Source organism: Brucella sp. NBRC 12950, from assembly GCF_030268145.1.
Lineage (GTDB): Bacteria > Pseudomonadota > Alphaproteobacteria > Rhizobiales > Rhizobiaceae > Brucella.
Map to the genome: position 1 here is coordinate 1 of NZ_BSQC01000019.1, position 23,253 is coordinate 23,253.

Consider the following 23,253-nt stretch of genomic DNA (forward strand, 5'->3'; position numbering starts at 1 on the left):
AGATGTCGGGCGAAGTGATCCTGATGACGCTGCTTGGCGGCATCGGTACACTGATCGGCCCTATCGTCGGCGCAGCCTTCGTAGTCGCTCTTCAGAACTATCTCGCAACCTCGGACTTCCCCGTGACGATCGTCACTGGTGTCATCTTCATGGCCTGCGTTCTGCTCTTCCGTAGAGGCATCGTAGGCGAGTTCTATGCATCGCGGCTTGGAAAGAAATTGTTCGGATAACCGGCACTCGCGGAGCCGCATGTTCATCAGATAGCGGCTCCACCTTTTTACTGGATATGAAATCATGACCGACACCTACGATTACATCGTGGTTGGCGCGGGCACGGCTGGCTGCGCCCTTGCGAACCGCCTTTCCGCAGATAAGAACCGTTCCGTGCTGCTGCTTGAAGCAGGCGGCAAAGACAATTACGCATGGATTCATATCCCGGTCGGCTATCTTTATTGCATCGGTAATCCGCGCACCGACTGGTGTTTCACCACCGAAGCGGAAGCAGGCCTGAATGGGCGCTCTCTGGGCTATCCACGCGGCAAAGTGCTTGGTGGCTGCTCCTCAATCAATGGCATGATCTATATGCGCGGACAGGCGCGCGATTATGATCTGTGGCGACAGGCCGGTTGCGACGGCTGGGGCTGGGACGACGTGTTGCCCTTCTTCAAAAAGTCAGAAGACAATTTCGCAGGCGCAGATGATCTGCATGGCGCAGGCGGCGAATGGCGCGTTGAAAATGCTCGCCTGCATTGGGATATTCTGGATGCTTTTCGTGATGCAGCAGTTGCTGCCGGAATTCCAGCAACCGACGATTTCAATCGCGGTGACAATGAAGGCGTGTCCTATTTCAAGGTCAACCAGAAGCGCGGAGTTCGCTGGAATACGGCCAAAGCCTTTCTGCGCCCGGCCCTTGATCGCCCCAACCTGCGCGTTGAAACCGGCGCCCATGTTCGCCGCATCGAGATCGAAGAACTGCGCGCAACCGGCGTCACTTTCGATCAGAATGGGACAACCCGAACCGTCAAAGCAAAACGCGAGATTATTCTGGCAGCAGGTGCCGTCGGCTCACCGCAGATATTGGAGCTTTCAGGCGTGGGACGTGGCGATGTGCTGCAACAGGCTGGCATTCCGGTAAAACTCGAACGCAGACAGTTGGGGGAAAACCTGCAGGATCATCTGCAACTGCGCTGCGCTTATAAAGTTACCGGCATTCCAACGCTCAATGAGAAAGCCAGCAAGCTCTTCGGCAAAGCCATGATCGGCCTTGAATATTTCCTGCGTCGTTCTGGTCCCATGTCGATGGCACCCAGCCAGCTCGGTGTTTTCACTCGCTCGGACCCATCCTATGAAACAGCGAATCTGCAATATCATGTGCAGCCACTGAGCCTTGAGAAATTCGGTGAAGCCGTCCACCCCTTCCCGGCCTTTACCGCATCCGTCTGTAATCTGCGCCCCGACAGCCGTGGTTCGATCCACATCAAGTCCCCCGATCACCGGACCCAACCGGCCATCCAGCCGAACTATCTTTCCGCAGAAAGCGACCGCCGTGTTGCAGCCGATTCCATCCGCCTCACCCGCCATATCGTGGCGCAGGCGCCTTTGCAGAAATATCGCCCGGAAGAATTCAAGCCCGGACCAAGCTATGAAACGCAGGGGCAGCTGGAAAAAGCAGCGGGCGATATCGGCACCACGATTTTCCATCCGGTCGGCACCTGCCGAATGGGTGTAGATGCTGAAGCGATTGTCGATCCGCGTCTGCGACTTAACGGCATTCAGGGACTGCGCGTGGCCGATGCCTCGGTCATGCCAGGAATCACCTCCGGCAACACAAACTCACCCACGTTGATGATTGCCGAGAAGGCCGCCCAGATGATTATTTCGGATAATTATTAGAACCAGATTCCGGTCAGCCCCGTGAGCGGAAATGGCAATCCGCTCACGGGGCTGCGAACGCAATTTCACAATCGCTGAATCTCGTGAAGCTGAAATAATTTTCCTTGTTTATTGCCGTGCAAACGGGAATTATCGGCATCAAGGTGGGCAGGGGGAGAAAGATCATCTAACATGATCACTTTCCGGGACCGGCTCTCCAAAAAACTTTAGACAAGGAAAATAAGAATGTCGTCAGTCCTTTCCCGCTATTCGCTGACCCGCCGCGCGGGTCTGAAAGCTGCCCTTTTCACCGCTGCAGCTCTCACAGTTGGTTTTGCGAGCGCGCCAAGCCACGCAGAAGACAAGACCATCAAGGTCGGCATCATGGGCGGCGAAGACGAAGACGTCTGGAAAGTCGTTGCCGAAGAAGGCAAGAAGCACGGCCTCAACATCGAGCGCGTGACCTTTAACGATTACAACCAGCCAAATGAAGCGCTGGAACGCAAGGAAATCGACGCGAACGCTTTCCAGCACAAGCCTTACCTTGACGAACAGATCAAGCAGCACGGCTACAAGATCAGCGTTGCAGGTTACACCGCTGTCTGGCCAATCGGCATCTATTCGCGCAAGATCAAGAGCCTTGATGAACTGAAAGAAGGCGCAGTTGTTGGCGTGCCGAACGACCCATCGAATGAAGGTCGTGCGCTGCGCGTTCTCGAAGCAAGCGGCCTCATCAAGCTGAAGCCGGAAGCAGGCATCCTCGCAACGCCAATCGATGTGATTGAAAATCCAAAGAAGATCGAAATCAAGGAACTCGACGCCGGTGTCGTCGGTCGCTCGATTGATGATCTTGATGTCGCAATCGTGAACAACGACTGGGCAGCTAAAGCTGGCCTGAAGAAGGAAGAAGCGATCGGTTGGGAATCCAAGGAAAACAACCCATACAACAACTTCATCGCGGTCCGCACCGAAGATGAAAATGCTGAATGGGTAAAGAATCTTGTTGCCTCCTTCCAGAACGACGCCGTCAAGGCCGAGCTGGACCGCGTTTACAAGGGCACAGGCATTCCGGCCTGGAACTAATTGCTATGAGTGACTGAAAGACCGCGCCGGAAAAAGCTTTTCCGGCGCGGCTTTTATTGACGTAAGCAAAAAAATTGCCCAAAAGCATCGGCGGTGAGCATTAGCTCCATGGCTTAGCCAGGCCTCATCTTTCCTTGAAGCCTTATCCGATTGCAGTTTGCCGCTGTTTTACAGCGGTGCATCTAACTATAGAAGAAACGACCGTGACCATTGAACAGCCACCTGCCGCATTAGCGCCCATCGTCGAAATGAAAGACGTGCGCCGAATGTTCGGCGAAACGGCTGCGATCAGCGGTGTCTCTCTTTCCGTCGCACGCGGCGAAATTCTCGGCATCATCGGTCGCAGCGGCGCGGGTAAATCCACGCTGATCCGTTGCGTCAATGGCCTTGAGAAGCCCGACAGCGGTTCAATCCTGATTGAAGGTCGTGAGATCACCGGCCTTGGTGAAGACGCGCTTCGCCCTGTGCGCCGCCGCATCGGCATGGTGTTTCAGCACTTCAATCTCATGTCGGCCAAAACCGTCGCACAGAACGTAGCTTTACCGCTCAAGATTGCGGGTATGCCAAAAGCTCAGCGCATCAAGCGCGTGGCAGAACTGCTGGATCTCGTCGGTCTCTCCGACAAGGCAAAGCAATATCCGGCACAGCTTTCCGGTGGCCAGAAGCAGCGCGTCGGCATTGCGCGCGCACTTGCTGCCGAACCCGCTGTTCTGCTTTCTGACGAAGCCACCTCGGCGCTCGATCCTGAGACAACCCAGTCGATTCTGGCGCTGCTCAAAGATATCAACACCAAGCTTGGCCTGACCATCCTGCTCATTACCCATGAGATGGACGTTATCCGCCGCATCGCCGACCGGGTGATCGTGCTGGATCACGGCGCAATCGCCGAAGAAGGTCCTGTCTGGAAAGTCTTCGCCAATCCGCAGTCGCCCATCACGCAAAGCATGTTGCAAGTGCTGGAGCCGGAACTGCCTGCCGTGTGGCGCGAGCGCCTCGACAAGACCGGCGATCTTGCCATTCTCAAGGTCAAGCTTTCAGGAACCGCCGCCAAGGGCGCATTCTTCAGCGAAGCAACACTTGCGACCGGCATTGCGCTTCAACTGATCCATGGCGGCATGGATACCATTCAGGGCGAGCCGGTTGGAACCATGTTCATTGGCCTGCCCACTCAGGACAAGGCAAAACTAGACGCCGCACTCGCCTATATCAACACCCATGCAGACGCCACGGAGGTTCTCGGCTATGTCTCAGGCAATGCTTGATCTTCTCTGGCGCTCCTTCTGGGAGACCATGATCATGACCGGCTTTTCGAGCCTGATTTCGCTCGTCGTCGGTCTGCCGCTGGCACTCATCATGATTCTGACCGAACGTGGTGGCCTTGCGCAAAATCTGACAATCAACGCCATTCTCGGTGCCATCATCAATGGCTTCCGTTCAGTGCCTTTCATCATTTTGCTTGTGGCACTCATCCCGGTAACGCGCTTTGTTGTCGGCACATCAATCGGCACATGGGCATCCATCGTGCCATTGTCGATTGCCGCGATTCCTTATTATGCACGTATCGCAGAAGTCTCGCTGCGCGAAGTGGATAACGGCCTCGTGGAAGCTGCCCGTTCGATGGGCGCAAACCGCTGGACGATCGTGCGTGAAGTGCTGGTGCCGGAAGCCCTTCCCGGCATTATTGCGGGCTTCACCGTGACCATCATCACACTCATTGGCGCGTCTGCAATGGCTGGTGCCATCGGTGCAGGCGGTCTTGGCGATCTGGCTATCCGCTATGGATATCAGCGCTTTGAAACGCAGATCATGATTGCTGTGGTGATTATTCTGATCATCATGGTGTGCGGAATTCAGCTCATCGGCGATTATCTCGTTAATCGTCTCGACAAGCGCAACCTGCGTTCACGCAGCTAAACTACAGACTGAGGGTGTTTATCGCACCCTCCGTCTGAAACCTGCTTCCAGCGTATTGCCATCTGGGTCGAAGACGAGAGCCGCATAATAGCCCATCTCTTCCGGCCCCTGATAGGCCGGTGAGCCGCTCTCCCTGCCGCCCCCCTGAACTGCTGCCCGGAAAAAAGCCTCCACATCCTCACGGCTGCTCGCATTGAACATCAGATGAAGATGGTTGCCCGGCTTGCCTTCAGGCACGCCTGCATCCGCTTTCTGCCCTTTGTGTATCCATAGAAAGGGTACAGGTGCCCTCTCGCCGCCACTCACAAAGAAACCGCTATCCGAATGAGGAATAACAGCGAGCCCAAGTTTAGGCATGCAGCTTTCATAGAAAGAAAGGCTGCGGCGAAGGTCTTTGCTTTGAAAGCCGATATGATCGAAGAGCGACATAGCAATGATTATATGTCGGCTTTTAATAAAGAAAAGCGGCGCCCCCTATTTTGGAGAGCGCCGCCGTAACTATTCTTGTAAAAGATGGATTAGTGTCTGTGGGGCTTTTTCGAATTTGACGTTTGAAACAGCATAAGGTTAGCCGGGATTCAAACGTCAAATCCTATCCACTAGCCGCGTGTGCGTGCCAGTCCGGCCTTGGCAGGCTGATAGTTTGCATCAAGCTGAATAGCGCGCGAATAAGAATTCGCAGCCTTGGCCTTGTCGCCGCGCTGTTCATATACCAGCGCCTGATTGGACCAGCTTTCAGCAACATTGCCATCAAGGGTGATCGCCGTGTTGAAATCGTCAAATGCGTTGTCGTAATCGCCCAGCGCCACATAAGAAATGCCGCGACCATTATAAGGTTCAGGCGCTGTTGAATTAAGCGAAATCGCTTTCGAGAAATCCTCAATCGCCTGCTTGTGCTGGCCCTTGGCCTGATAGATCAGACCACGGTTATGGTAGGCGCGGCCATCGGTCGTCTGCAACGAGATTGCCTGGTTAAAATCGCTAAGCGCCTGATCGAGACGTCCAGCCAGACGATAGACATTACCACGTCCGACATAAGCTGCATCATATTGCGGGTTGATCTGGATCGCGCGGCTGTAATCCTGTGCTGCCTTGCCGCTATCGCCCATATAACGATAAATCAGCGCGCGGTTTGCATAGGCCTGATAGAAATTCGGGTTGAGCGCAATTGCCTGATCGAAATCACGCAGCGCTTCCTTATAACGGCCGGCCTTGCCATAAGCCGATCCGCGCACGTTGTAAGCTTCGGGATCGCGCGGGTTGCTCTGAATAACGCTGGTAAGCGAGCTGATGTTTTCGCTCGAACCCTGTGCGCGATCAACCGTGCTCAATGCGCTATGTGTGCTAGAGCTTTGGCAACCAGCAACCGCAAGAGCCAGAACTGCTGTGACCGCCAATAGGCTGTTTCGTGCAAAATGAGAGCCTGTTGATTTTCCGGCCTTCTCAACAAAGTTCCCGGACGAATGCATCACCTTAAAGCGTGTTGGCAACGACAGCGTTCCTTTCTTCTTGATCGGAGCGAGGGATCTGAAACCCTGAACTTCCGTCAACTTTGTCCCCGGCTGATACAACAGCCACAATACTATATTTGCTTCTATAGCACAGCAAAAGGCCGCAGGAAAAACTGCGCCTTGAAATGCACCCGAAAAACGAAACCGGCTTTCGGATAAGATAGGCGTAAACTCAACTCTTGGAAGCCCGGATCTGATACTATCGGATCTTTGCTCCAGATGGATCAACGCCACAATAGAGGTCAGTATATGGCGGCCCGCTGACACTTCAAATCGGCATGTCTTATCTCGTGAAGCAAACCGAGATCATGCTCTGACCTTCAGACATGCAAAAACCGGCGCGAGCCATAAGCTGCACCGGTAAGCAAAAGGCGCCACAAAGGCGGCGCCAATCTCAGGTCACTTAGCGAGCTGCGGTACGACCGCCGCCGATAAGACCTTCACGCTGTGCGCGCTTACGAGCCAGCTTGCGAGCGCGACGAACGGCTTCTGCCTTTTCGCGGGCGCGCTTTTCAGATGGCTTTTCATAATGGCCACGCATCTTCATTTCGCGGAAGATACCTTCGCGCTGCATCTTTTTCTTCAGAGCGCGGAGAGCCTGATCAACATTGTTATCGCGGACGAGTACCTGCACGTGTAATCCCGTATCGGTTAGAATTTCGGTTGAGCCTGAGGCTTTAAGGGCGTCTCTTAACGATGTTCAGTCGACAGAGTCAACTGTCTAAACGCCGAAAGGCTCCCAAGCTTCGCAACATAAACGCTGCAAATTGGGGCTGGCATTACCAGATGGCCCGGCTTTTGTCCACCTCAAGATAAGACTTTGCCCAGCCCTGGGTACAAATAATGGCTTCACGTCGAATTATAATGACCAAATCAGCCTTTATAGGCTAGAGAGCACGCGCTTTTCGCACAATTCAGCCTCATTGCTCCGACATGAGCTACAGGCTGGTGAAATGTACCGCCCATCCCCATTCATTGATTCCTTCTGTCGAGATTTATGTCTTTCCACAAACGACTCGTTATTCAATTCACAGGCTATGAAGGCCTGCACCCGAAAGCCGTCCGCGTGCGTCATGCGCAAGCGTTGAAGGACTTCGACCGTTTGTGGCACGCAAAGACCAAATTGCCTCCGATGAAAGACGAGTCGGATGACTGCGGCAGTCTGACAGCGACGACCAATGGTAATGGCTGGCAAACAGAAACCGAATTCTGTCAGTTTGGCACCGCAGACATCTTTGACGACTACGCAGCCCGCTCTACACCCATGCGTATGCTGACGGGCTTCCGCGCCTTCATGAACATTTTCTTCACAGGCACCCTGCTCCGCTATCTGCTGACAAGCTGGCGCTTCGTGATGTTCTTCATGTGGCCCTTTCTGCTATCCATCGTCATTATCGCAATCGCGGCCATGATCGCTTCTGCGCCAATGCTTGCTGGTTTCCCATCCTGGAACCTTGTCTGGTCCCTGCCACTTGCCGCAGTTATCGCGACATTGCTCGTGCGCTGGCCGGGCGACCGATTCTTCATGTCCTATCTGCTCGATGACTGGTCGGCTGCCTATGATCGTATCTATAGCCGCAACGACAAGCTCAAAGCACGTCGTCGCGCCTTTGCGGAAGCACTCAAAAAGAAGATCGAGGAAAGCAACGCCGACGAAGTGATTATCGTCGCCCATAGCCTCGGCACGGTTCCAGCCGTGGAAGCGCTGGCAGATGTTCAGCGTGAGCGCCCCGACCTGCTCACAAAACAGCCTGTGTCTATGCTGGCCATTGGCTCATGCCTGCTGATGATCGCTCTTCACCCAAAGGCACGCGACTTGCGTAAAGACGTGCGCGTGGTGATGAATGAAAGCCCTGTGCTCTGGTCGGAGTTTCAGGTTCTCACCGACATCATCCACTTCTACGGCTCAGATCCGGCGAAGGCGCTGAAGATAAAAGCTGAGAACCCGCCGCTCATCCATCGTATCCGCTTCAAAAACGTACACAGTGAAAACCGCTATAAGCGTTCAAAGGGCAATTTCTTCCTGATGCACCTGCTTTATATGCGCGGCGCCGAGAAGAAGAACTTCTACGACTTTGGCATGTTTCTGCATGGCCCGTTCTTCTTCCGTGAGCTGATGACAACCCACAAAGACAAAGCCGCCCCACTTGATGAAGAGGGACGGCTTCAAAACTCATAAAGAGCAGCGCTTACGCCTCTGGTGGCTCCACCACGGCGATGGTAAGCCATGTCGCCGTGAGCGCTGGCTTGATGGTGTTCTCAACTTCCAGCGTCACTTCGTAATGATTGACCACCCGGCCCGATGGGCGAATATCGGCATCGGCAAGCTTGAAACGGGCGCGTACGCGTGCGCCTGTCTTGACCGGTGACATGAAGCGCACTTTATCGAAGCCGTAATTAATGCCCATGGTGGCACCCTGCAGCATCGGCAGCGCTTCAAAAGCCAGCGTTGAAAGCAGCGATAAAGTCAGAAACCCATGCGCAATCGTGCCGCCAAATGGCGTTTCCTTGGCTGCGCGCTCTGGATCAACATGAATGAACTGATGATCATCCGTTGCATCGGCAAACTGATTGATCATTTCCTGCGTGACTTCACGCCACTCGGAACATCCGATTTCCGTGCCGATCGCCTCGCGCAACTGGTCGAGCGTAATTGCGTCCTTCATTCCCTCAAACTTTCTGCTGAACTGATAACGCCTTCTTTAACCTATAAAAAAGGCCCGGCAAATCATAACCTCACGCGGCAACCAGTATTTCACGGGCGATATCATCCCAATGGCCGAAAACGTGGCTCGCACCCTTGGAAGACAAGCGTTCTGCATGACCTTCATAGGTATGACCACCACCCGTATAGCCAAAGGCCGTCATACCGGCTGCAATCGCGCCTTCAACGCCAAACGGCGAATCTTCGATCACCACGCAGCGCGCCGGATCAACGCCCATCTTGTCGGCTGCAAAAAGGAAAAGATCAGGTGCGGGCTTGCCGCGCTTGACCATGCTCGATGAATAGACCGCATCACCGAAGTAATGGTTGATACCCGTCTTCTCCAAGCTAAATGCAATGCGCTCCGGCTGCGAGGAGGATGCAACGCAACGCTTGTGCGGCAGGATTTTCAGAAAATCGGCAATGCCGACTGCTGGCTGCAAATGTTCGGCAAACAGAACCTTCGTTTCAGGCCAGAACTGGCTCAAAGCTTCTTCTGGGAGACGATGGCCCGTCAGTCCGGCAATCATTTCAAGAATATCTGCCTGCTTCATGCCGATGCCTTTGGCAACCGTACCCTCCGGCAGCATCATGCCGTGATTGGCATAAACCTGCTCAAACGCGCGGCAGGAAAGCGGCTCGCTATCGACGAGAACACCGTCGCAATCGAAGATAACGAGGTCGAAGGGGGATGCGTTGCTCATAAAGGCTCCGATGGAATGCATATGGGGAATGCGTATTTTGTCGCGCCGATTTGAGATGCGCGCTTTTCACTGTTGATATAGAGACTGTTCGTCCATTGCGCATCTATAACAATATAAGCGTGACAAAATTATCGCGAAATAGATGGTTAGAGCATAAGTCCTGTCGGCGTGAAACGAGGATCGATAAGATTATGCTTCAAATAAAAACGGTTAGAGCGCCAATCTGGTTTTTTCAGATCGAAACGCACTAAGTAATTTGCGGAGACTCTCATGACGACGAATGTGGCACTGGTTGGGCTGGCGCGAGACTTGCAATTGCGCGCTGAAACCGGAAAACCAATCCGCATCGGTCTTATCGGTGCTGGTGAAATGGGCACGGATATTGTCACACAGGTTGCCCGTATGCCCGGCATTGAAGTGAGCGCCCTTTCCGCCCGCCGTCTGCCGAACACCTTCAAGGCTGTCCGCACTGCCTATGGCGACGATGACAATGCGCGCGAAGCGAACAGCGAAAGCGCTATGACCAGCGCCATCGAAAGCGGAAAGATCGCAGTCACCGGCGATAATGATCTGATCCTCTCCAATCCGCTGATCGACGTCATCATCGATGCAACCGGCATTCCGGAAGTCGGTGCTGAAACCGGAATCAAGGCCATCGAGCATGGCAAGCATCTTGTAATGATGAATGTCGAAGCGGATGTCACCATCGGGCCTTACCTCAAGGCACAGGCCGACAAGCAAGGCGTCATTTATTCGCTGGGCGCAGGTGACGAACCTTCCTCCTGCATGGAGTTGATCGAATTCGTTTCAGCCCTTGGCTATGAAGTGGTCTCTGCAGGTAAGGGCAAGAACAACCCGCTCAATTTTGATGCCATCCCTGACGACTATCAGGAAGAAGCCGACCGCCGGAACATGAATGTCCGCCTGCTGGTCGAATTCATTGATGGCTCAAAAACCATGGTCGAGATGGCAGCCATTGCCAATGCAACTGGCCTTGTTCCTGATATTGCCGGGATGCATGGCCCTCGCGCCAGCATCGACCAGTTGAGCCAAACCCTTATCCCACAGGCGGATGGCGGCGTTCTCAGCAAAAGCGGCGTCGTCGACTATTCCATCGGCAAAGGCGTTTCGCCGGGCGTGTTCGTTGTGGCCAAGATGGACCACCCTCGCCTTAATGAGCGCCTTGAAGATCTGAAGATCGGCAAAGGCCCCTATTTCACCTTCCACCGCCCATACCACCTTACATCGCTGGAAGTACCGCTGACGGTTGCACGCGCCGTTCTGCATGGCAAATCCGATATGGTGCCGCTGCCAAAGCCGGTGGCGGAAGTCTGCGCGGTCGCAAAGAAAGACTTGCAGCCGGGCGATCATCTCGATGCCATCGGTCAATATTGCTATCGTTCATGGATCATGACGACACCGGAAGCACGCAGTGCCAAGGCCATTCCTTGCGGCCTGCTGCAAAACGGCACCGTCACTGCACCAATCAAGAAGGGTGAACTCATCACCTATGCCAACGCAGCACCACAGCCCGGCTCTAAGATCGCCGAGCTGCGCGCATTGCAGGACAAGATGATCTACGGCTGATCTAACTTATTCGGTTATAATAAAAGGGCGGCTCGAAGCCGCCCTTTTTTGTTTTAGTGATCCAAAGCCTTAACGATACTTTCAACCATTTTCTTCGCGTCAGCAAAGAGCATCATGGTGTTGTCGCGGAAGAACAGTTCGTTTTCCACGCCAGCATAGCCTGAGCCCATGCCGCGCTTGATGAAGAGCACTGTACCGGCCTTGTCCACATCGAGGATCGGCATACCGAAAATCGGCGATTGCGGGTCGGTCTTCGCTGCCGGATTGGTCACGTCATTCGCGCCAATCACGAAGGCAACATCAGCCGTCGCAAATTCCGAATTGATGTCTTCAAGTTCGAACACTTCATCATAAGGCACGTTTGCTTCGGCCAGCAGCACATTCATATGGCCAGGCATACGACCGGCAACAGGGTGGATTGCGTATTTTACTTCCACGCCTTCGGCCTTCAACTTGTCAGCCATTTCACGCAGCGCGTGCTGTGCCTGTGCCACCGCCATACCGTAACCCGGCACGATGATGACCTTGGATGCGTTCTTCATGATGAAGGCTGCATCGTCAGCCGAACCCTGCTTGACCGGACGCTGTTCGACTTCGCCGCTGCCCGCAGCTGCCACGTCACCGCCGAAGCCACCAAGAATAACCGAAATGAACGAGCGGTTCATGCCTTTACACATGATGTAGGACAGGATCGCACCGGATGAACCAACCAGCGCACCGGTAATAATCAGCGCCAGATTGCCGAGCGTGAAACCAATGCCTGCCGCAGCCCAGCCCGAATAGGAATTGAGCATGGAAACGACAACCGGCATATCTGCGCCGCCAATCGGAATGATGATCAGCACACCGAATACCAGCGCCAGAATGACGATCAGCCAGAACACGAAATGGCTTTCGGTATTGGTCAGAACGGCAATCAGAATCACGATTGCAGCAGCAAGGGCCGCATTGATGACATGACGCCCCGGCAGCATGATCGGCTTGCCCGACATACGGCCATCAAGCTTCAGGAACGCAATGATCGAACCGGTGAAGGTGATTGCACCAATCGCAACACCCAGCGACATTTCGATCAGCGCCTGACCGTGGATCTGACCCACTTCGCCAATGCCGAAGGAATGCGGTGAGTAAAGGGCTGCGGCGGCAACGAGAACGGCTGCAAGACCAATCAGCGAGTGGAAGGCTGCTACAAGCTGCGGCATGGCCGTCATCGCGATGCGGCGTGCAATCACTGCACCAATACCGCCACCAATGGCGATACCGAGAATAATTAGCACCAGACCGCCAAAGCTTGGACGTGCCAGCAACAGCGTGGTGACGATGGAGATACCCATACCGATCATACCATAGGTATTACCCTGACGGCTGGTGGTTGGGTGCGAAAGGCCGCGCAGTGCCAGAATGAACAGGACACCGGAGACCAGATAAAGGAAGGCTGCGAGATTAACGCTCATGATGGCTCAGCCCTCACTTTTCTTTTTTCTTGTACATGGCAAGCATACGCTGGGTAACCAGAAAGCCGCCAAAGATGTTTACGCTTGCAAGGATGAGCGCAATAAAGCCGAAGCCAGTTGCCCAGCCCGAAAGCGAAAGACCGACTGCAAGAAGTGCGCCGACCACGATCACCGATGAAATAGCGTTGGTAACAGCCATAAGCGGCGTATGCAGTGCAGGCGTCACCTGCCAGACGACGTAATAACCGACGAAAATCGACAGAACGAAAATCGCAAGGCGGAAGACAAACGGATCAACCACGCCACCGGATGCGGCATGAGCGGCAGCAGCTGCTGCATCACCTAAACCGCCTGCATTTTCCGCTGCCTGCCTGACGGCATCTGCCGCCTGATTGAGGCTCTCAAGTGCTTTTTCGAGTGCTGTATCGGACATTATGCCTCTCCTCCGTCAGCGGAAGTTTTTGCAGCTTTTGCCGGTGCTTTTCGGGTTTTTTTGGCTACGGGCTTTTCGGCCTCTGCCTTGACAGCAGGCGCTTTTGCCTTCGGTGCGGCTTTCGGCTTAGCGACCTTCTCAGCCACAACAGCTGGCGCTACTTCGACTTCAGCTTCTGCCTTGGCAAAAGCCGGATGCACGACTTTGCCCTCGTGGGTCAGAAGCGTTGCCTTTACCAGCTCTTCCTGTGGATCGAGCTTGAGAAGCTTTGCTTCCTTATCGACCAGCGTTTCGAGGAATGCGTAAAGATTGCGCGCGTAAAGCTGCGAGGCAGTCGCCGCAATCCGGCCCGGCACATTGAGATGCCCGACGATCTTCACGCCGTTCACATCTGCAACCTGACCGGCGACAGCACCTTCGACATTGCCGCCGCGCTCAACTGCGAGATCAACCAGCACAGAACCCGGACGCATGGCTGCGACCATTTCCTTTGAAACAAGACGCGGGGCCGCACGACCCGGAATAAGCGCCGTGGTAATAACAATATCCTGCTTGGCAATATGGTCGGCGACTAGTGCCGCCTGCTTCGCCTGATATTCCTTCGACATTTCCTTGGCATAACCGCCGGAGGTTTCCGCCGCCTTGAACTCCTCATCCTCGACAGCGATGAACTTCGCGCCAAGCGAGGCCACCTGCTCCTTTGCAGCCGGACGAACGTCGGTTGCAGTCACGACCGCACCCAGACGACGTGCGGTCGCAATCGCTTGAAGTCCGGCAACGCCGGCACCCATGACGAAGACGCGGGCTGCAGGCACCGTGCCAGCAGCCGTCATCATCATTGGCATAGCACGGTCATAGACGTCGGCTGCATCAATGACGGCCTGATAACCGGCGAGATTGGCCTGCGACGAGAGAACATCCATCACCTGGGCGCGCGTTATACGCGGCATGAATTCCATCGTGAAAGCGGAAATACCGGCCTTCGCAAGAGCTGCAACCGCTGCTTCCTGACCGTAGGGATCAAGCATCGCGAAAAGTGCTGCACCCGGTTTATACCCTTTGAGTTCCGCATCGTTCGGACGGCGCACTTTCAGGATAACATCTGCCGCTTTGGCGTCAGCCGTAGTGCCTATGCGCGCGCCAGCGCCTGAAAACTCGGTATCGATGATACGCGATTTTTCGCCTGCGCCTTTTTCCACCACGACATCAAAACCAAGCGCGATGAATTTCTTCACCGTCTCGGCAGATGCCGCAACGCGGGTCTCGTTGGGATCACTCTCTTTCGGAATGAATATAGTCTGGGCCAACTGGTTTCCCTTTCGTGGCTTAATCCGACCTCGCAGCCGGGCACAATCCGGGCTTCCGGGAAGAAGCCCCCTTAAAATGATGAAACAGACGACATGCATAAAGCCCCGGCAAGGTGCGAGCTGCACCCATACCAAGGCATTCGATCAAATCATGCGGATTATTGCTGGTTTAGATCCTTAGAGGAGGAACCAGGCAGCGGCGCAGATCAGAACAAACAGAACGGTCGCGGAGAAAAAACCACCCGCGAAAAAGCCGAACGCCATGGCAACCAGAAGGGCAACAACTGCCACTGTGCCCCATTTAAACACACCCATGAAACCAGCATAAGTTTTATCATGCTCTGGATAATCCATCGGCGCGCCGAGTTCAGCCGGAGCTGTAGTGTGATGTTCTGCCATTTTGTAGTTCCACCCATTCAGATATTTTGACTATTCTTAGTCAGACTATCTGTGATCTTTAACGCGCATGCAACCTCAACCGGACCTTGCCTCAGGCTTTGGTCCCCGGCTGTTTGTCGCAGCGCCCCTCCACTCAGTCTGTGACCGCATATGCGGCTACGGCAGCTAACTAACCAGAATTTTCAGAAATTTCTATACTAAAATATTTAGAGCAACTTTCAAAAAGATTTAAATTATCAAAAGTAAGGATCATGCGTATAAATCGCATAGACTCCACAAAAGATTTTATATGCCAAGGCCGGTATATTTCGCTGTTGGCAGGATCGTCAGCGGACCAACACCATTGCTCAGATTGCCAAACATCGCACGCCGCTCATGCGGCTGTGACTTGAAGAACGGGAAGCGGACAGCAACCGCGTCGCGAATATTGCGAATGGGTGCAGCGCCCAGTCCGACCTTGATGCCATAGCCCAGATGCTCACGCGCTTCGGCCATGACAGTGGTGCCGAAAATACGTTTGTAAAATGCCATATGCTCTGGCTTCACCGATGCAAGACATTGATCCGCTTCAAAAAATTCCGAAGCCATCGCAGCAATGCGCAAGGTGACATAGGGAATAGCAGGATATTCGCTCAGCAGATCCGGGTCCGCTGCAAAGCGTGTCGGGTCAACAAAAGCCATGCCGCTGTTGAGCAGAGGATCAAGAATATCGGGAAAGAGCGCATAACTCGTGCCACGACGATGGTCAGGCGTGATGTAATGAATACGCAATGTACTCACTAATTGCCCGTCAATATGAATGCCGAAGACAAACGCATGACTGTCACGATCAATGTCATCAACAATCGATGGCACTTCCGCTTCATGCATAACGTTCGCACTTCGGTAAGACCGGTAACGCAGGCGCCCAATCTCTTCGAGATCTTCCGCGTGTACGATGCGTCGATATTCCACCCGATCCAGAAACTGCAATAGCTGCCGCGCGAAATTGGATAGCGGTGGTTGCCCACCAGAGACAGCTTCATTCGTCATTCAAATAGCATCCGCACCCCGTCAAATCAGTGCGCAGAATAAGGTGCTTTATAAGCGTGTAAAGGTGTAACTTTGAGTTTTTGTCACTTGCCAGTGACAGAAACTCTCATTCACCCTGGATCGCCCGACACGCAGCCGCCAATGCACCTTAATGAGAATTGGAATGGCCGCTGAAACGGCCACTCCCTCTTTGTGCCGATCACTGAATAGAGTTAGCCAGAGACTGGAACATCTCGATTGTTTCAGCTTTCACCTGCTGACCATCAATATTGTAATTGGCGTAGGCCGATGTTTTGACGATTACCACGCGTTTGGCCGGATTGACGTAAATAAACTGGCCGTAAATACCGACAGCAGCGAAATCACCTTGGGGCTCAACCGGAATCCACCATTGATAACCATAGCCAAACGGTATCTTGCCTGACGCATCTTTGCGTCCGGGCATCAAATACGGCTCGTCTGGCGTTACAGAATCGTGAACCCATTGCGCCGGCACGAGCTGCTCGCCAAGATAGTTCCGGCCTTCATTCATATAGAGCAATCCAAAGCGGGCATAATCACGCAACACAGCATTAAGGCCACCCGCAGCGACAACTTCACCCTTCTGATCAGCAAGCCAATACGAATCAGCCTCTACGCCAAGTTTCGACCAGAGCTTGTCCTCAAAATAGTTTTGGATTGGCACACCAGTCGCACCTTCCAGCACCAAGGCGAGAACCTGCGTATCTGCTGAGACATAGCGATTGACTGTGCCTGGCTTGATTTCGTTCTTCAGATGCGCGGTGAAATCGATGACCGACCCTGTAACCATTTGCACAATGTAGCGCACGATATCCGAATTGAGATCGCCGTAATTTTCGTTGAAACCAATGCCCGACGACATCTGCAGAACGTTTTTAACAGTCACGCCCTTATAGCCACCCTCCGCGAGTACCGGCGCATAATGATCGACTGTCTCATCGAGTTTGATCTGACCATCACGCACCGCATTGCCGATCAGAAACGAAACGAACGATTTCGATACAGACATCGCGATGGACTGCGTTTTCTCGGTGTTACCGCGTGCATATTCTTCATGCACTATCTCACCATCCTTCAGAACAATGAAACCTGTTGTTTCCGTCCGTTTGAGAAAATCGGCAAGATTGTGTGTCTCGCCTTTATATGAATAGGTTTCAGGCAATGGCCGCTCGGCCTTCGGCAGCGGACTGACATCACCCGCGCGCGCAACCCGGATCGACGGATAGATTTTATAGAGGGTACGGAAATTTTCATCGATCACATCAGGCTTGAAAACCTGAGAATACTGATAAACCGCCCAATATTCGTGTAATTTCTTCCTAAAAATCGCAGCACTGACAGCCGCGATAATAATGATTAATATTATTAAATATAAGAAAAAACGGAAAAGCCGTTTCATTTCCCCTCCTTGTTATTTTACTTATAAAGTAACAACTGAATTACTTATGCCACTCAAAGACATGGCACTATCTTCACCTTTATTACAAGGAGGAAAATAGCTAAATTTTGCTATGATAAAATAGGGGAATTATCGGTACTGATATGGTTTCACAGAATTGAAACCGCCAGACTTATCCAAAACTCCATCAGTATGCCTCATGGAGTTTTGGATAAGCCCGAGTGGCGATTGAACTTTTTCAAGGCGTGGATAGCGTCAGCATCTTCGCGCCTTGGTATTACTGCGCAAATGTGCGTCCACCGTCGTGCGGCACGACAGCTTTGGCCGATGAAGTCCGGATTTCTGTTGCCGGAACAGGCTTACCCAACAGATAGCCCTGCACGAGGTCAGCGCCCGCCGCCACGCGAACTAACGCCAGCTGCTCTTCTGTCTCGACACCTTCAACAGTGACGGCAAGGCCTAACTCGTGCGACAGCTGGGTAACACCACGCAGCAGCATCAGAGAACGTCGGTCATTGGTGATATCCTGGACAAAGGAACGATCGACTTTGACCTTGGTCAGCGGCAAGCTGTTGAGATAGCTCAAGCTGGAATAGCCCGTACCAAAATCGTCCAGTGCAATGTTGATCCCGGCATTCTTCAGTCGCTGCAAGACCAACGAAGTCTGATTGCGATCAGCGATGATCGCACTTTCGGTCACTTCCACCTCAAGCTGCCTCGCCGGAAGGCCGGATTTCTGCAAGGCATTGGCGATATCGCGGGTAATATCGCTGTTTTTCAAATCAATCGCTGACAGATTGACCGAAACGCCAATCCGATCCCCCCATGTCATGCAATCGCGGCAGGCCTGCTCAAGCATGAAACGGGTGATTTGCGAGATAATGCCGATTTCTTCGGCCAGCGGGATAAATTCTGCTGGAGGAACATGCCCCAGTTCCGAATGTTCCCAACGCGCCAGCGCCTCATAGGCCACGATACGCAGCGACTGTGCGCTGACGATAGGCTGATAGACGACTTTGATTTCCTGATTTTCAATAGCCAGACGCAAGTCTGCCTTCAGCTTCTGGCGACCGCGATATTTGGTATCCATGGCGTTCACAAACAGCGCCCATTGTTTGCCTTCCTCGCTCTTGGCTTCATAGAGCGCCAGATCGGCATTCATGTGCATATTGCCGACATCGCATTTATCAATAGTCTCGGTCGCAACGCCCGCGCTGATCTCGATATGAACCTGATCGCCATTAAGATCGTAAACACCGCTTGCGACAGAGATAACGTGATCCATGATCGCCGCCACTTCTTCATCGCCATGAAGATTGAAGACGAAAACCACGAATTCATCGCCGCCAAAGCGCGATGCTACAAAGCGCTGCGGATCGAGCGAATTCAGCCTATCTGCAAAAAGCCGCAGAAACACGTCGCCCACATGATGGCCAAGCGTATCATTGACGTGCTTGAAGTGATTGATATCGATGACGATCAGTGCAGCAAGCGTATTTGGCTCCTGATGTATCCGGAGCGAGCGCACCATCGTTTCAAAGTAGTTACGGTTTGGCAGCCCGGTCAGACCATCAAAACGTGCCATATGCTGAATGCGCGCTTCTGATTCAACGCGTTGCGTGACGTCTTCAAACATCAAAACGACACCCGCATTGGATGTCTGATTACCGATACATTCGATATAGCGGTTATCTGCCAATTGCAGGATATCACGCGCTTTGCGGCCCGAGAGCAAATCCTGCATCCGTGTGCGGATGTTGTGCAGGTCATTATGCGGAAACAGGCCCTGTTTGGCACAATAGCGCAGCAAGACTTCCAGCCTGCGCCCACGCAGTTTGGTATGTTCAGCAATCTTGAGCAGCGATTTCGTCTTGTGATTGATGACCGCAATGCGCTGCTGGGCGTCGAACATCAACAGGCCTTGCGGCATGTTGTTGAGCGCGGCATCAAACCGGCTGGCAACAATAGACAGGCGGCGTTTACCCATAACGGCTGCGAAAAGAAATTCGCGAAGCCCGTTAGCCATCTGAATATTGGACAAGAAGTATGGGATCAGCAGGAGACCAATCACAACGTGAAAGGGAGTCCCCGCAAGGATAAGCCCCGCAAGCACCGGGATCAGAGTGCAGGCCGACATCAGAACCACGGCTTTTGCCGAGGCATAATTGCGACCAACGATCGATACGACCGAAGCCAGAAGGATGGTCAGGCTGGCCAACTCTGCAAAAGAGTCGCGCAGAACATAGCTTGAAAAGAAGCAGAGCATCCCAAGTGTTGCGCAAACCAGCGAAGCGCCAACGAGATAGCGTGCTTCCCACTTATCGAGATCCGCATGAGACAGGGTACCGAGCTTTGCCTCATCGAATTTATGCATGTCATAGAGGCGACCGAATGCGACAACCGTAAAAAAACCGGCAAATCCAAGAAAGCGCCAGTCTGCTGTTTTTACATAAATGACCACACACGCCACGACATGGGCGAGCAAACCAAACCATAATGTTGTGCGATTGCCATAAAGCGCACGCAAAAAAGAGAGCCGCACATCGGCAGGTATCTCAGGTTGAAGGCTACGCCACATCTCGTTGATTGTACCCCTTTCATAGGGGGTAATATGCCACTAATCACTTAAAAATACCTTTCGCAAAACTAAACCACAAGCTGTTATTGCAACTACCATAAGATGTAATCAGTTTATTATTAAGCAAACACCGAACAGCACAACCAGAAGTAAATAATGCAACCCTAAGATCTCAGATAGAGACATTTAATTTATTTATTGCTCACTGAAAAAGCGCGTCACACAGAGCAGTTTGCAGTTAAGAAAAGCCAGTAATTCCCCAAATTAGCGTCTGACAACTGCGCACAGCTCCATAAAAGCCGCCTTATCTAGTGAAAATCGCAGGATTTGCGCGTAAAACCGACGAAGTTGCGAAGTTGGACGAATAGAAACCAGAATAGTTGCAACTTGGCCTAGATGTGATGGCCACCGTCAATGGTAATCACCGATCCAGTCATGTAACGGCTTGCATCAGAAGCAAGCATTAGCACCACACCGTCCAGATCCTCCATTTCGCCAAGCCGTCGCATGGGGTTGCGACCTTTAAAATATCCGCCAGCAGGACCCGATAGCTGCCGTTCATTGATTCGCGTTGGAAACCACCCCGGCGCAATCGCATTGACGCGAATATCATGCGACGCCCATTCAAGTGCCAGCGCGCGGGTCATCTGCGTTACGCAGGCTTTGGACATCGCATAGGCAGCAGTCCCCTTCTGAGGACGCTCCGCAAGAATACTCGTTGTATTCACGATGGCACCGGCCTGCTTTCGGTCGATCATCCGTCGAGCCATTTCCTGTGCAGTGAAGAACGATCCGGCCACGTTCACATCGAAGATGTGCTCCAGCATATCCCGCGTCGTATCCAGCGCTCTCGCGACATGGGCGACACCTGCATTATTGAAAAGCACATTGATAGGGCCAAGACGCTGTTCCGCCTCATCGAACGCGGTCTTTACCTCGTCTGGGTTGGTGATATCCGCCATGATTTCCAGCACTTCACCACCAGAAGGGCAGAATTTCTCACCATCCCGACTGCGTGAAATTGAAACAACTTTTGCCCCATGGCGCGCAAGCACGCGCACCATGTGCAACCCCAACCCCGAAGAACCTCCGGTCACGGCAATCACCTTGCCTGCGACAGAGAAAACCTGTTCGTCAGCCATTCATCCCCCCGACTGCCAAATATCTTTCTATATCTAGTGCAACATCAATTTTATGTGAACCCGAAAACCCTCTAAAATCTCGCCAGATCAATAGAGTACACAGAAGCTGGCAATAGAGCATAATCCGACTGGACTGAAACGCGCTCTAAGGTGTGAAGCTGTGATCAGCTTCACGATTGCACGGCAAGACACAGCGCTTTACAAACGCTCCAACAACGCCCCTTCCGCTGGATCGAAATATTTCATGGCAAAAGTTTCTCGCCCTCTCATCGCCGTTCCCACAGACGTAAAGCCGTTTGAAAATTACGTCTGGCATTCTGTGCCCGAGCAATATCTAGCTGCAGCTATTGACGTTGCAGAAGTCACACCCCTGCTGGTTCCCAGCTTTGGCGCGAAGATGGATCTCGACAGCATTCTCGATAGCGTGGACGGCCTGCTGGTCACAGGATCAAAATCCAACGTCAATCCGGAGCTTTACGGCGTCGAACCGAGTGCGGCCTTTGAGCCTTACGACAACGCCCGAGATGCAACATCACTACCGCTCATCCGTGCAGCAATCGACAAGGGCGTCCCCGTGCTGGCTATTTGCCGCGGCATTCAGGAACTGAATGTGGCGCTGGGCGGTACGTTGGCCACCGAAATTCAGGAGCTGGAAGGTCGTATGGACCATCGCGCGCCGGAATCAGACAGCCAGGCCGAGCGCTTTGCCATTCAGCACCCGATCAAGATCGCGCCAAACTCCTGTCTTGCAGAGATACTGAAAACCGACGACGTGAAGGTCAATTCGGTCCATCGTCAGGCAATCGACAAGCTTGCACCGGTTCTGGCGGTTGAAGCCACAGCGGACGACGGCACGATTGAAGCCGTCTCGGTCAAGAATGCAAAGGGTTTTGTCGTCGGCGTTCAGTGGCACCCGGAATACTGGGTGCAATCCGATGCGCCTTCGCGCAAGATTTTTGAAGCCTTTGGCGAGGCAGTGCGCCAACACAAGGTGCAGCGCACAGCCTGAAATCGCAGCACATCGAGAAAAGCGTGAAACGATTTCCGCGATGTGCGGAAAAAGAATGTCGAGCGCCAGCCTCAGTAAGTGAGGCTCGCGCTTTTACCTTACTTTTTCTTGACGTGACTGGTTTCCGGCACCGGCGTAATCGCCTCGCCCTTGTCGAACCACGAGATCAGATTGTCGATCACAAGATTAGCCATATCGCGGCGGGTCTTTTCAGACGCCGAGCCGATATGCGGCAACAATACCGTATTCGGGGCATCAAGAAGCGTCTGCGGCACATTCGGCTCATTGGCAAACACATCAAGACCGGCAGCAGCAATCGTTCCGTCGGTCAGCGCCTGAGCAAGCGCATCTTCATCAACAACCGAACCACGGCCAATATTAATCAGCACACCTTCTGGTCCCAGCGCTTTCAGGACATCTGCATTGATGGCCTTTGCAGTTTCCGCACCGCCGGGGGCAACCAGAATGAGCGTATCCACCGCCTTCGCAAGCTCAAGCAGGCTCGGGTAATAAGTATAGCTCACATCATCTGCCTTACGGCGATTGTGATAGGACACAGGAAGGCCAAAAGCTTCGACACGATGCGCAATCGCCTTGCCAATGCGACCAAGGCCAAAAATACCGACAGAGCGGCCGCGCAGGGACAGTTTGGAAAGCGGATAGCGCCCTTCCTTTGGCCAGCGACCAGCGCGCAGAAACTCCTGCGATTTGGACAATTCGCGCACGGTATCAATCAGAAGGCCAAGCGCAGTATCTGCAACTTCTTCCGTCAGAACGTCCGGCGTATTGGTGACCATGACGTCATTGGCACCGGCATGTTTCGCATCAACAGCATCATAACCAACGCCAAAATTGCCGATAATTTCAAGATTAGGCAGCGCATCAATCAGCTTTGCATCGACCGTCGACATGCTGGCAAAGCCTTTGACATCACCAGCCCAGGCTGCCTCAACCAGCGCCGCATCACCTTTGGGAATCCGCTTGATATTGAACTCGCCTGAAAGCCGTTGCACGGCATAATCGTTGAAATTACCGAGCACCAGAATGGTCGCTTCACGTTGAGTCATGGCAGCTTCCTCATGTTCAAGCAGAATCATCGGGCCA

Annotated in this window: 21 protein-coding genes and 1 pseudogene; 8 read left to right on the forward strand and 14 right to left on the reverse strand. The window is 53.2% G+C overall.

Annotated elements, in window-relative coordinates; all coding sequences use genetic code 11:
• From QSJ70_RS24130 to QSJ70_RS24150, 5 genes and pseudogenes are all read left to right on the forward strand, one after another.
• A pseudogene (locus tag QSJ70_RS24130) lies at window positions 1-230 on the forward strand (branched-chain amino acid ABC transporter permease); the annotation flags it as partial.
• A 64-nt stretch (window positions 231-294) separates the two neighbouring features.
• The gene (locus QSJ70_RS24135; protein ID WP_285540340.1) at window positions 295-1,893 is read left to right on the forward strand and encodes a GMC family oxidoreductase; all 1,599 of its coding nucleotides are present in this window, start codon (window positions 295-297) and stop codon (window positions 1,891-1,893) included.
• Between the two features lie 225 nt (window positions 1,894-2,118).
• Window positions 2,119-2,955, forward strand: a complete 837-nt coding sequence (locus QSJ70_RS24140) for a MetQ/NlpA family ABC transporter substrate-binding protein (RefSeq protein ID WP_007876306.1) — start codon at window positions 2,119-2,121, stop codon at window positions 2,953-2,955.
• 203 nt (window positions 2,956-3,158) lie between these two features.
• Window positions 3,159-4,217, forward strand: coding sequence for a methionine ABC transporter ATP-binding protein (locus tag QSJ70_RS24145; protein WP_285540350.1), 1,059 nt, complete (start codon window positions 3,159-3,161; stop codon window positions 4,215-4,217).
• Window positions 4,198-4,869 (forward strand): methionine ABC transporter permease, encoded by a 672-nt coding sequence (locus QSJ70_RS24150; RefSeq protein ID WP_007876310.1) that lies wholly within the window; start codon window positions 4,198-4,200, stop codon window positions 4,867-4,869. The genes QSJ70_RS24145 and QSJ70_RS24150 overlap by 20 nt, the downstream gene beginning before the upstream one ends.
• An 18-nt stretch (window positions 4,870-4,887) precedes the next feature.
• Here QSJ70_RS24150 and QSJ70_RS24155 read toward each other — a convergent pair whose 3' ends face one another.
• From QSJ70_RS24155 to rpsU, 3 genes are all read right to left on the reverse strand, one after another.
• Window positions 4,888-5,298 carry a VOC family protein gene (locus tag QSJ70_RS24155; RefSeq protein ID WP_007876312.1) on the reverse strand — a complete coding sequence of 137 codons (411 nt, stop codon included), beginning with the start codon at window positions 5,296-5,298 and terminating at the stop codon, window positions 4,888-4,890.
• Window positions 5,299-5,468: 170 nt separating this feature from the next.
• The gene (locus tag QSJ70_RS24160) at window positions 5,469-6,338 is read right to left on the reverse strand and encodes a tetratricopeptide repeat protein (RefSeq protein ID WP_502871721.1); all 870 of its coding nucleotides are present in this window, start codon (window positions 6,336-6,338) and stop codon (window positions 5,469-5,471) included.
• A gap of 445 nt (window positions 6,339-6,783) precedes the next feature.
• Entirely contained in the window at window positions 6,784-7,014 is a 231-nt protein-coding gene (rpsU, locus tag QSJ70_RS24165) for a 30S ribosomal protein S21 (protein WP_007876315.1), read from the reverse strand.
• Between the two features lie 363 nt (window positions 7,015-7,377).
• Here rpsU and QSJ70_RS24170 point away from each other — a divergent pair, with 363 nt between their 5' ends.
• Entirely contained in the window at window positions 7,378-8,559 is a 1,182-nt protein-coding gene (locus QSJ70_RS24170) for an alpha/beta hydrolase (protein WP_285540357.1), read from the forward strand.
• Window positions 8,560-8,569: 10 nt separating this feature from the next.
• Here the strand turns inward: QSJ70_RS24170 and QSJ70_RS24175 are convergent, their stop codons facing one another.
• Both QSJ70_RS24175 and QSJ70_RS24180 read right to left on the reverse strand, forming a co-directional pair.
• Entirely contained in the window at window positions 8,570-9,046 is a 477-nt protein-coding gene (locus QSJ70_RS24175; protein WP_007876322.1) for a MaoC family dehydratase, read from the reverse strand.
• A gap of 70 nt (window positions 9,047-9,116) precedes the next feature.
• Window positions 9,117-9,788 (reverse strand): HAD family hydrolase, encoded by a 672-nt coding sequence (locus QSJ70_RS24180; RefSeq protein WP_007876324.1) that lies wholly within the window; start codon window positions 9,786-9,788, stop codon window positions 9,117-9,119.
• 270 nt (window positions 9,789-10,058) lie between these two features.
• Here QSJ70_RS24180 and QSJ70_RS24185 point away from each other — a divergent pair, with 270 nt between their 5' ends.
• Entirely contained in the window at window positions 10,059-11,375 is a 1,317-nt protein-coding gene (locus QSJ70_RS24185; protein WP_285540361.1) for a 1-deoxy-D-ribulose 5-phosphate reductoisomerase, read from the forward strand.
• Between the two features lie 53 nt (window positions 11,376-11,428).
• Here the strand turns inward: QSJ70_RS24185 and QSJ70_RS24190 are convergent, their stop codons facing one another.
• From QSJ70_RS24190 to QSJ70_RS24225, 8 genes are all read right to left on the reverse strand, one after another.
• Complete coding sequence (locus QSJ70_RS24190; protein WP_064320963.1) at window positions 11,429-12,829, reverse strand: NAD(P)(+) transhydrogenase (Re/Si-specific) subunit beta; 1,401 nt, start codon at window positions 12,827-12,829, stop codon at window positions 11,429-11,431.
• A gap of 13 nt (window positions 12,830-12,842) precedes the next feature.
• Window positions 12,843-13,262, reverse strand: coding sequence for an NAD(P) transhydrogenase subunit alpha part 2 (locus QSJ70_RS24195; protein WP_007876330.1), 420 nt, complete (start codon window positions 13,260-13,262; stop codon window positions 12,843-12,845).
• Window positions 13,262-14,569 carry a Re/Si-specific NAD(P)(+) transhydrogenase subunit alpha gene (locus tag QSJ70_RS24200; protein ID WP_285540364.1) on the reverse strand — a complete coding sequence of 436 codons (1,308 nt, stop codon included), beginning with the start codon at window positions 14,567-14,569 and terminating at the stop codon, window positions 13,262-13,264. Before QSJ70_RS24200 ends, QSJ70_RS24195 begins: the two co-directional genes overlap by 1 nt.
• Before the next feature lie 177 nt (window positions 14,570-14,746).
• The gene (locus QSJ70_RS24205; RefSeq protein ID WP_007876334.1) at window positions 14,747-14,968 is read right to left on the reverse strand and encodes an aa3-type cytochrome c oxidase subunit IV; all 222 of its coding nucleotides are present in this window, start codon (window positions 14,966-14,968) and stop codon (window positions 14,747-14,749) included.
• Window positions 14,969-15,253: 285 nt separating this feature from the next.
• Window positions 15,254-16,000 (reverse strand): N-acyl amino acid synthase FeeM domain-containing protein, encoded by a 747-nt coding sequence (locus tag QSJ70_RS24210; RefSeq protein ID WP_007876336.1) that lies wholly within the window; start codon window positions 15,998-16,000, stop codon window positions 15,254-15,256.
• Between the two features lie 199 nt (window positions 16,001-16,199).
• Window positions 16,200-17,420 (reverse strand): serine hydrolase domain-containing protein, encoded by a 1,221-nt coding sequence (locus QSJ70_RS24215; RefSeq protein ID WP_064320966.1) that lies wholly within the window; start codon window positions 17,418-17,420, stop codon window positions 16,200-16,202.
• A gap of 277 nt (window positions 17,421-17,697) precedes the next feature.
• Entirely contained in the window at window positions 17,698-19,998 is a 2,301-nt protein-coding gene (locus tag QSJ70_RS24220) for a putative bifunctional diguanylate cyclase/phosphodiesterase (RefSeq protein ID WP_105518851.1), read from the reverse strand.
• A gap of 392 nt (window positions 19,999-20,390) precedes the next feature.
• Window positions 20,391-21,140: an SDR family NAD(P)-dependent oxidoreductase gene (locus QSJ70_RS24225; protein WP_007876343.1), complete on the reverse strand. Its 750-nt coding sequence runs from the start codon at window positions 21,138-21,140 to the stop codon at window positions 20,391-20,393.
• A 244-nt stretch (window positions 21,141-21,384) separates the two neighbouring features.
• Here QSJ70_RS24225 and QSJ70_RS24230 point away from each other — a divergent pair, with 244 nt between their 5' ends.
• A complete protein-coding gene (locus QSJ70_RS24230; RefSeq protein ID WP_285540467.1) occupies window positions 21,385-22,149 on the forward strand; it encodes a gamma-glutamyl-gamma-aminobutyrate hydrolase family protein in 765 nt (254 codons plus the stop codon).
• Between the two features lie 98 nt (window positions 22,150-22,247).
• Here the strand turns inward: QSJ70_RS24230 and QSJ70_RS24235 are convergent, their stop codons facing one another.
• Window positions 22,248-23,216, reverse strand: a complete 969-nt coding sequence (locus QSJ70_RS24235; protein ID WP_285540369.1) for a 2-hydroxyacid dehydrogenase — start codon at window positions 23,214-23,216, stop codon at window positions 22,248-22,250.
• Between the last annotated feature and the right edge of the window lie 37 nt (window positions 23,217-23,253).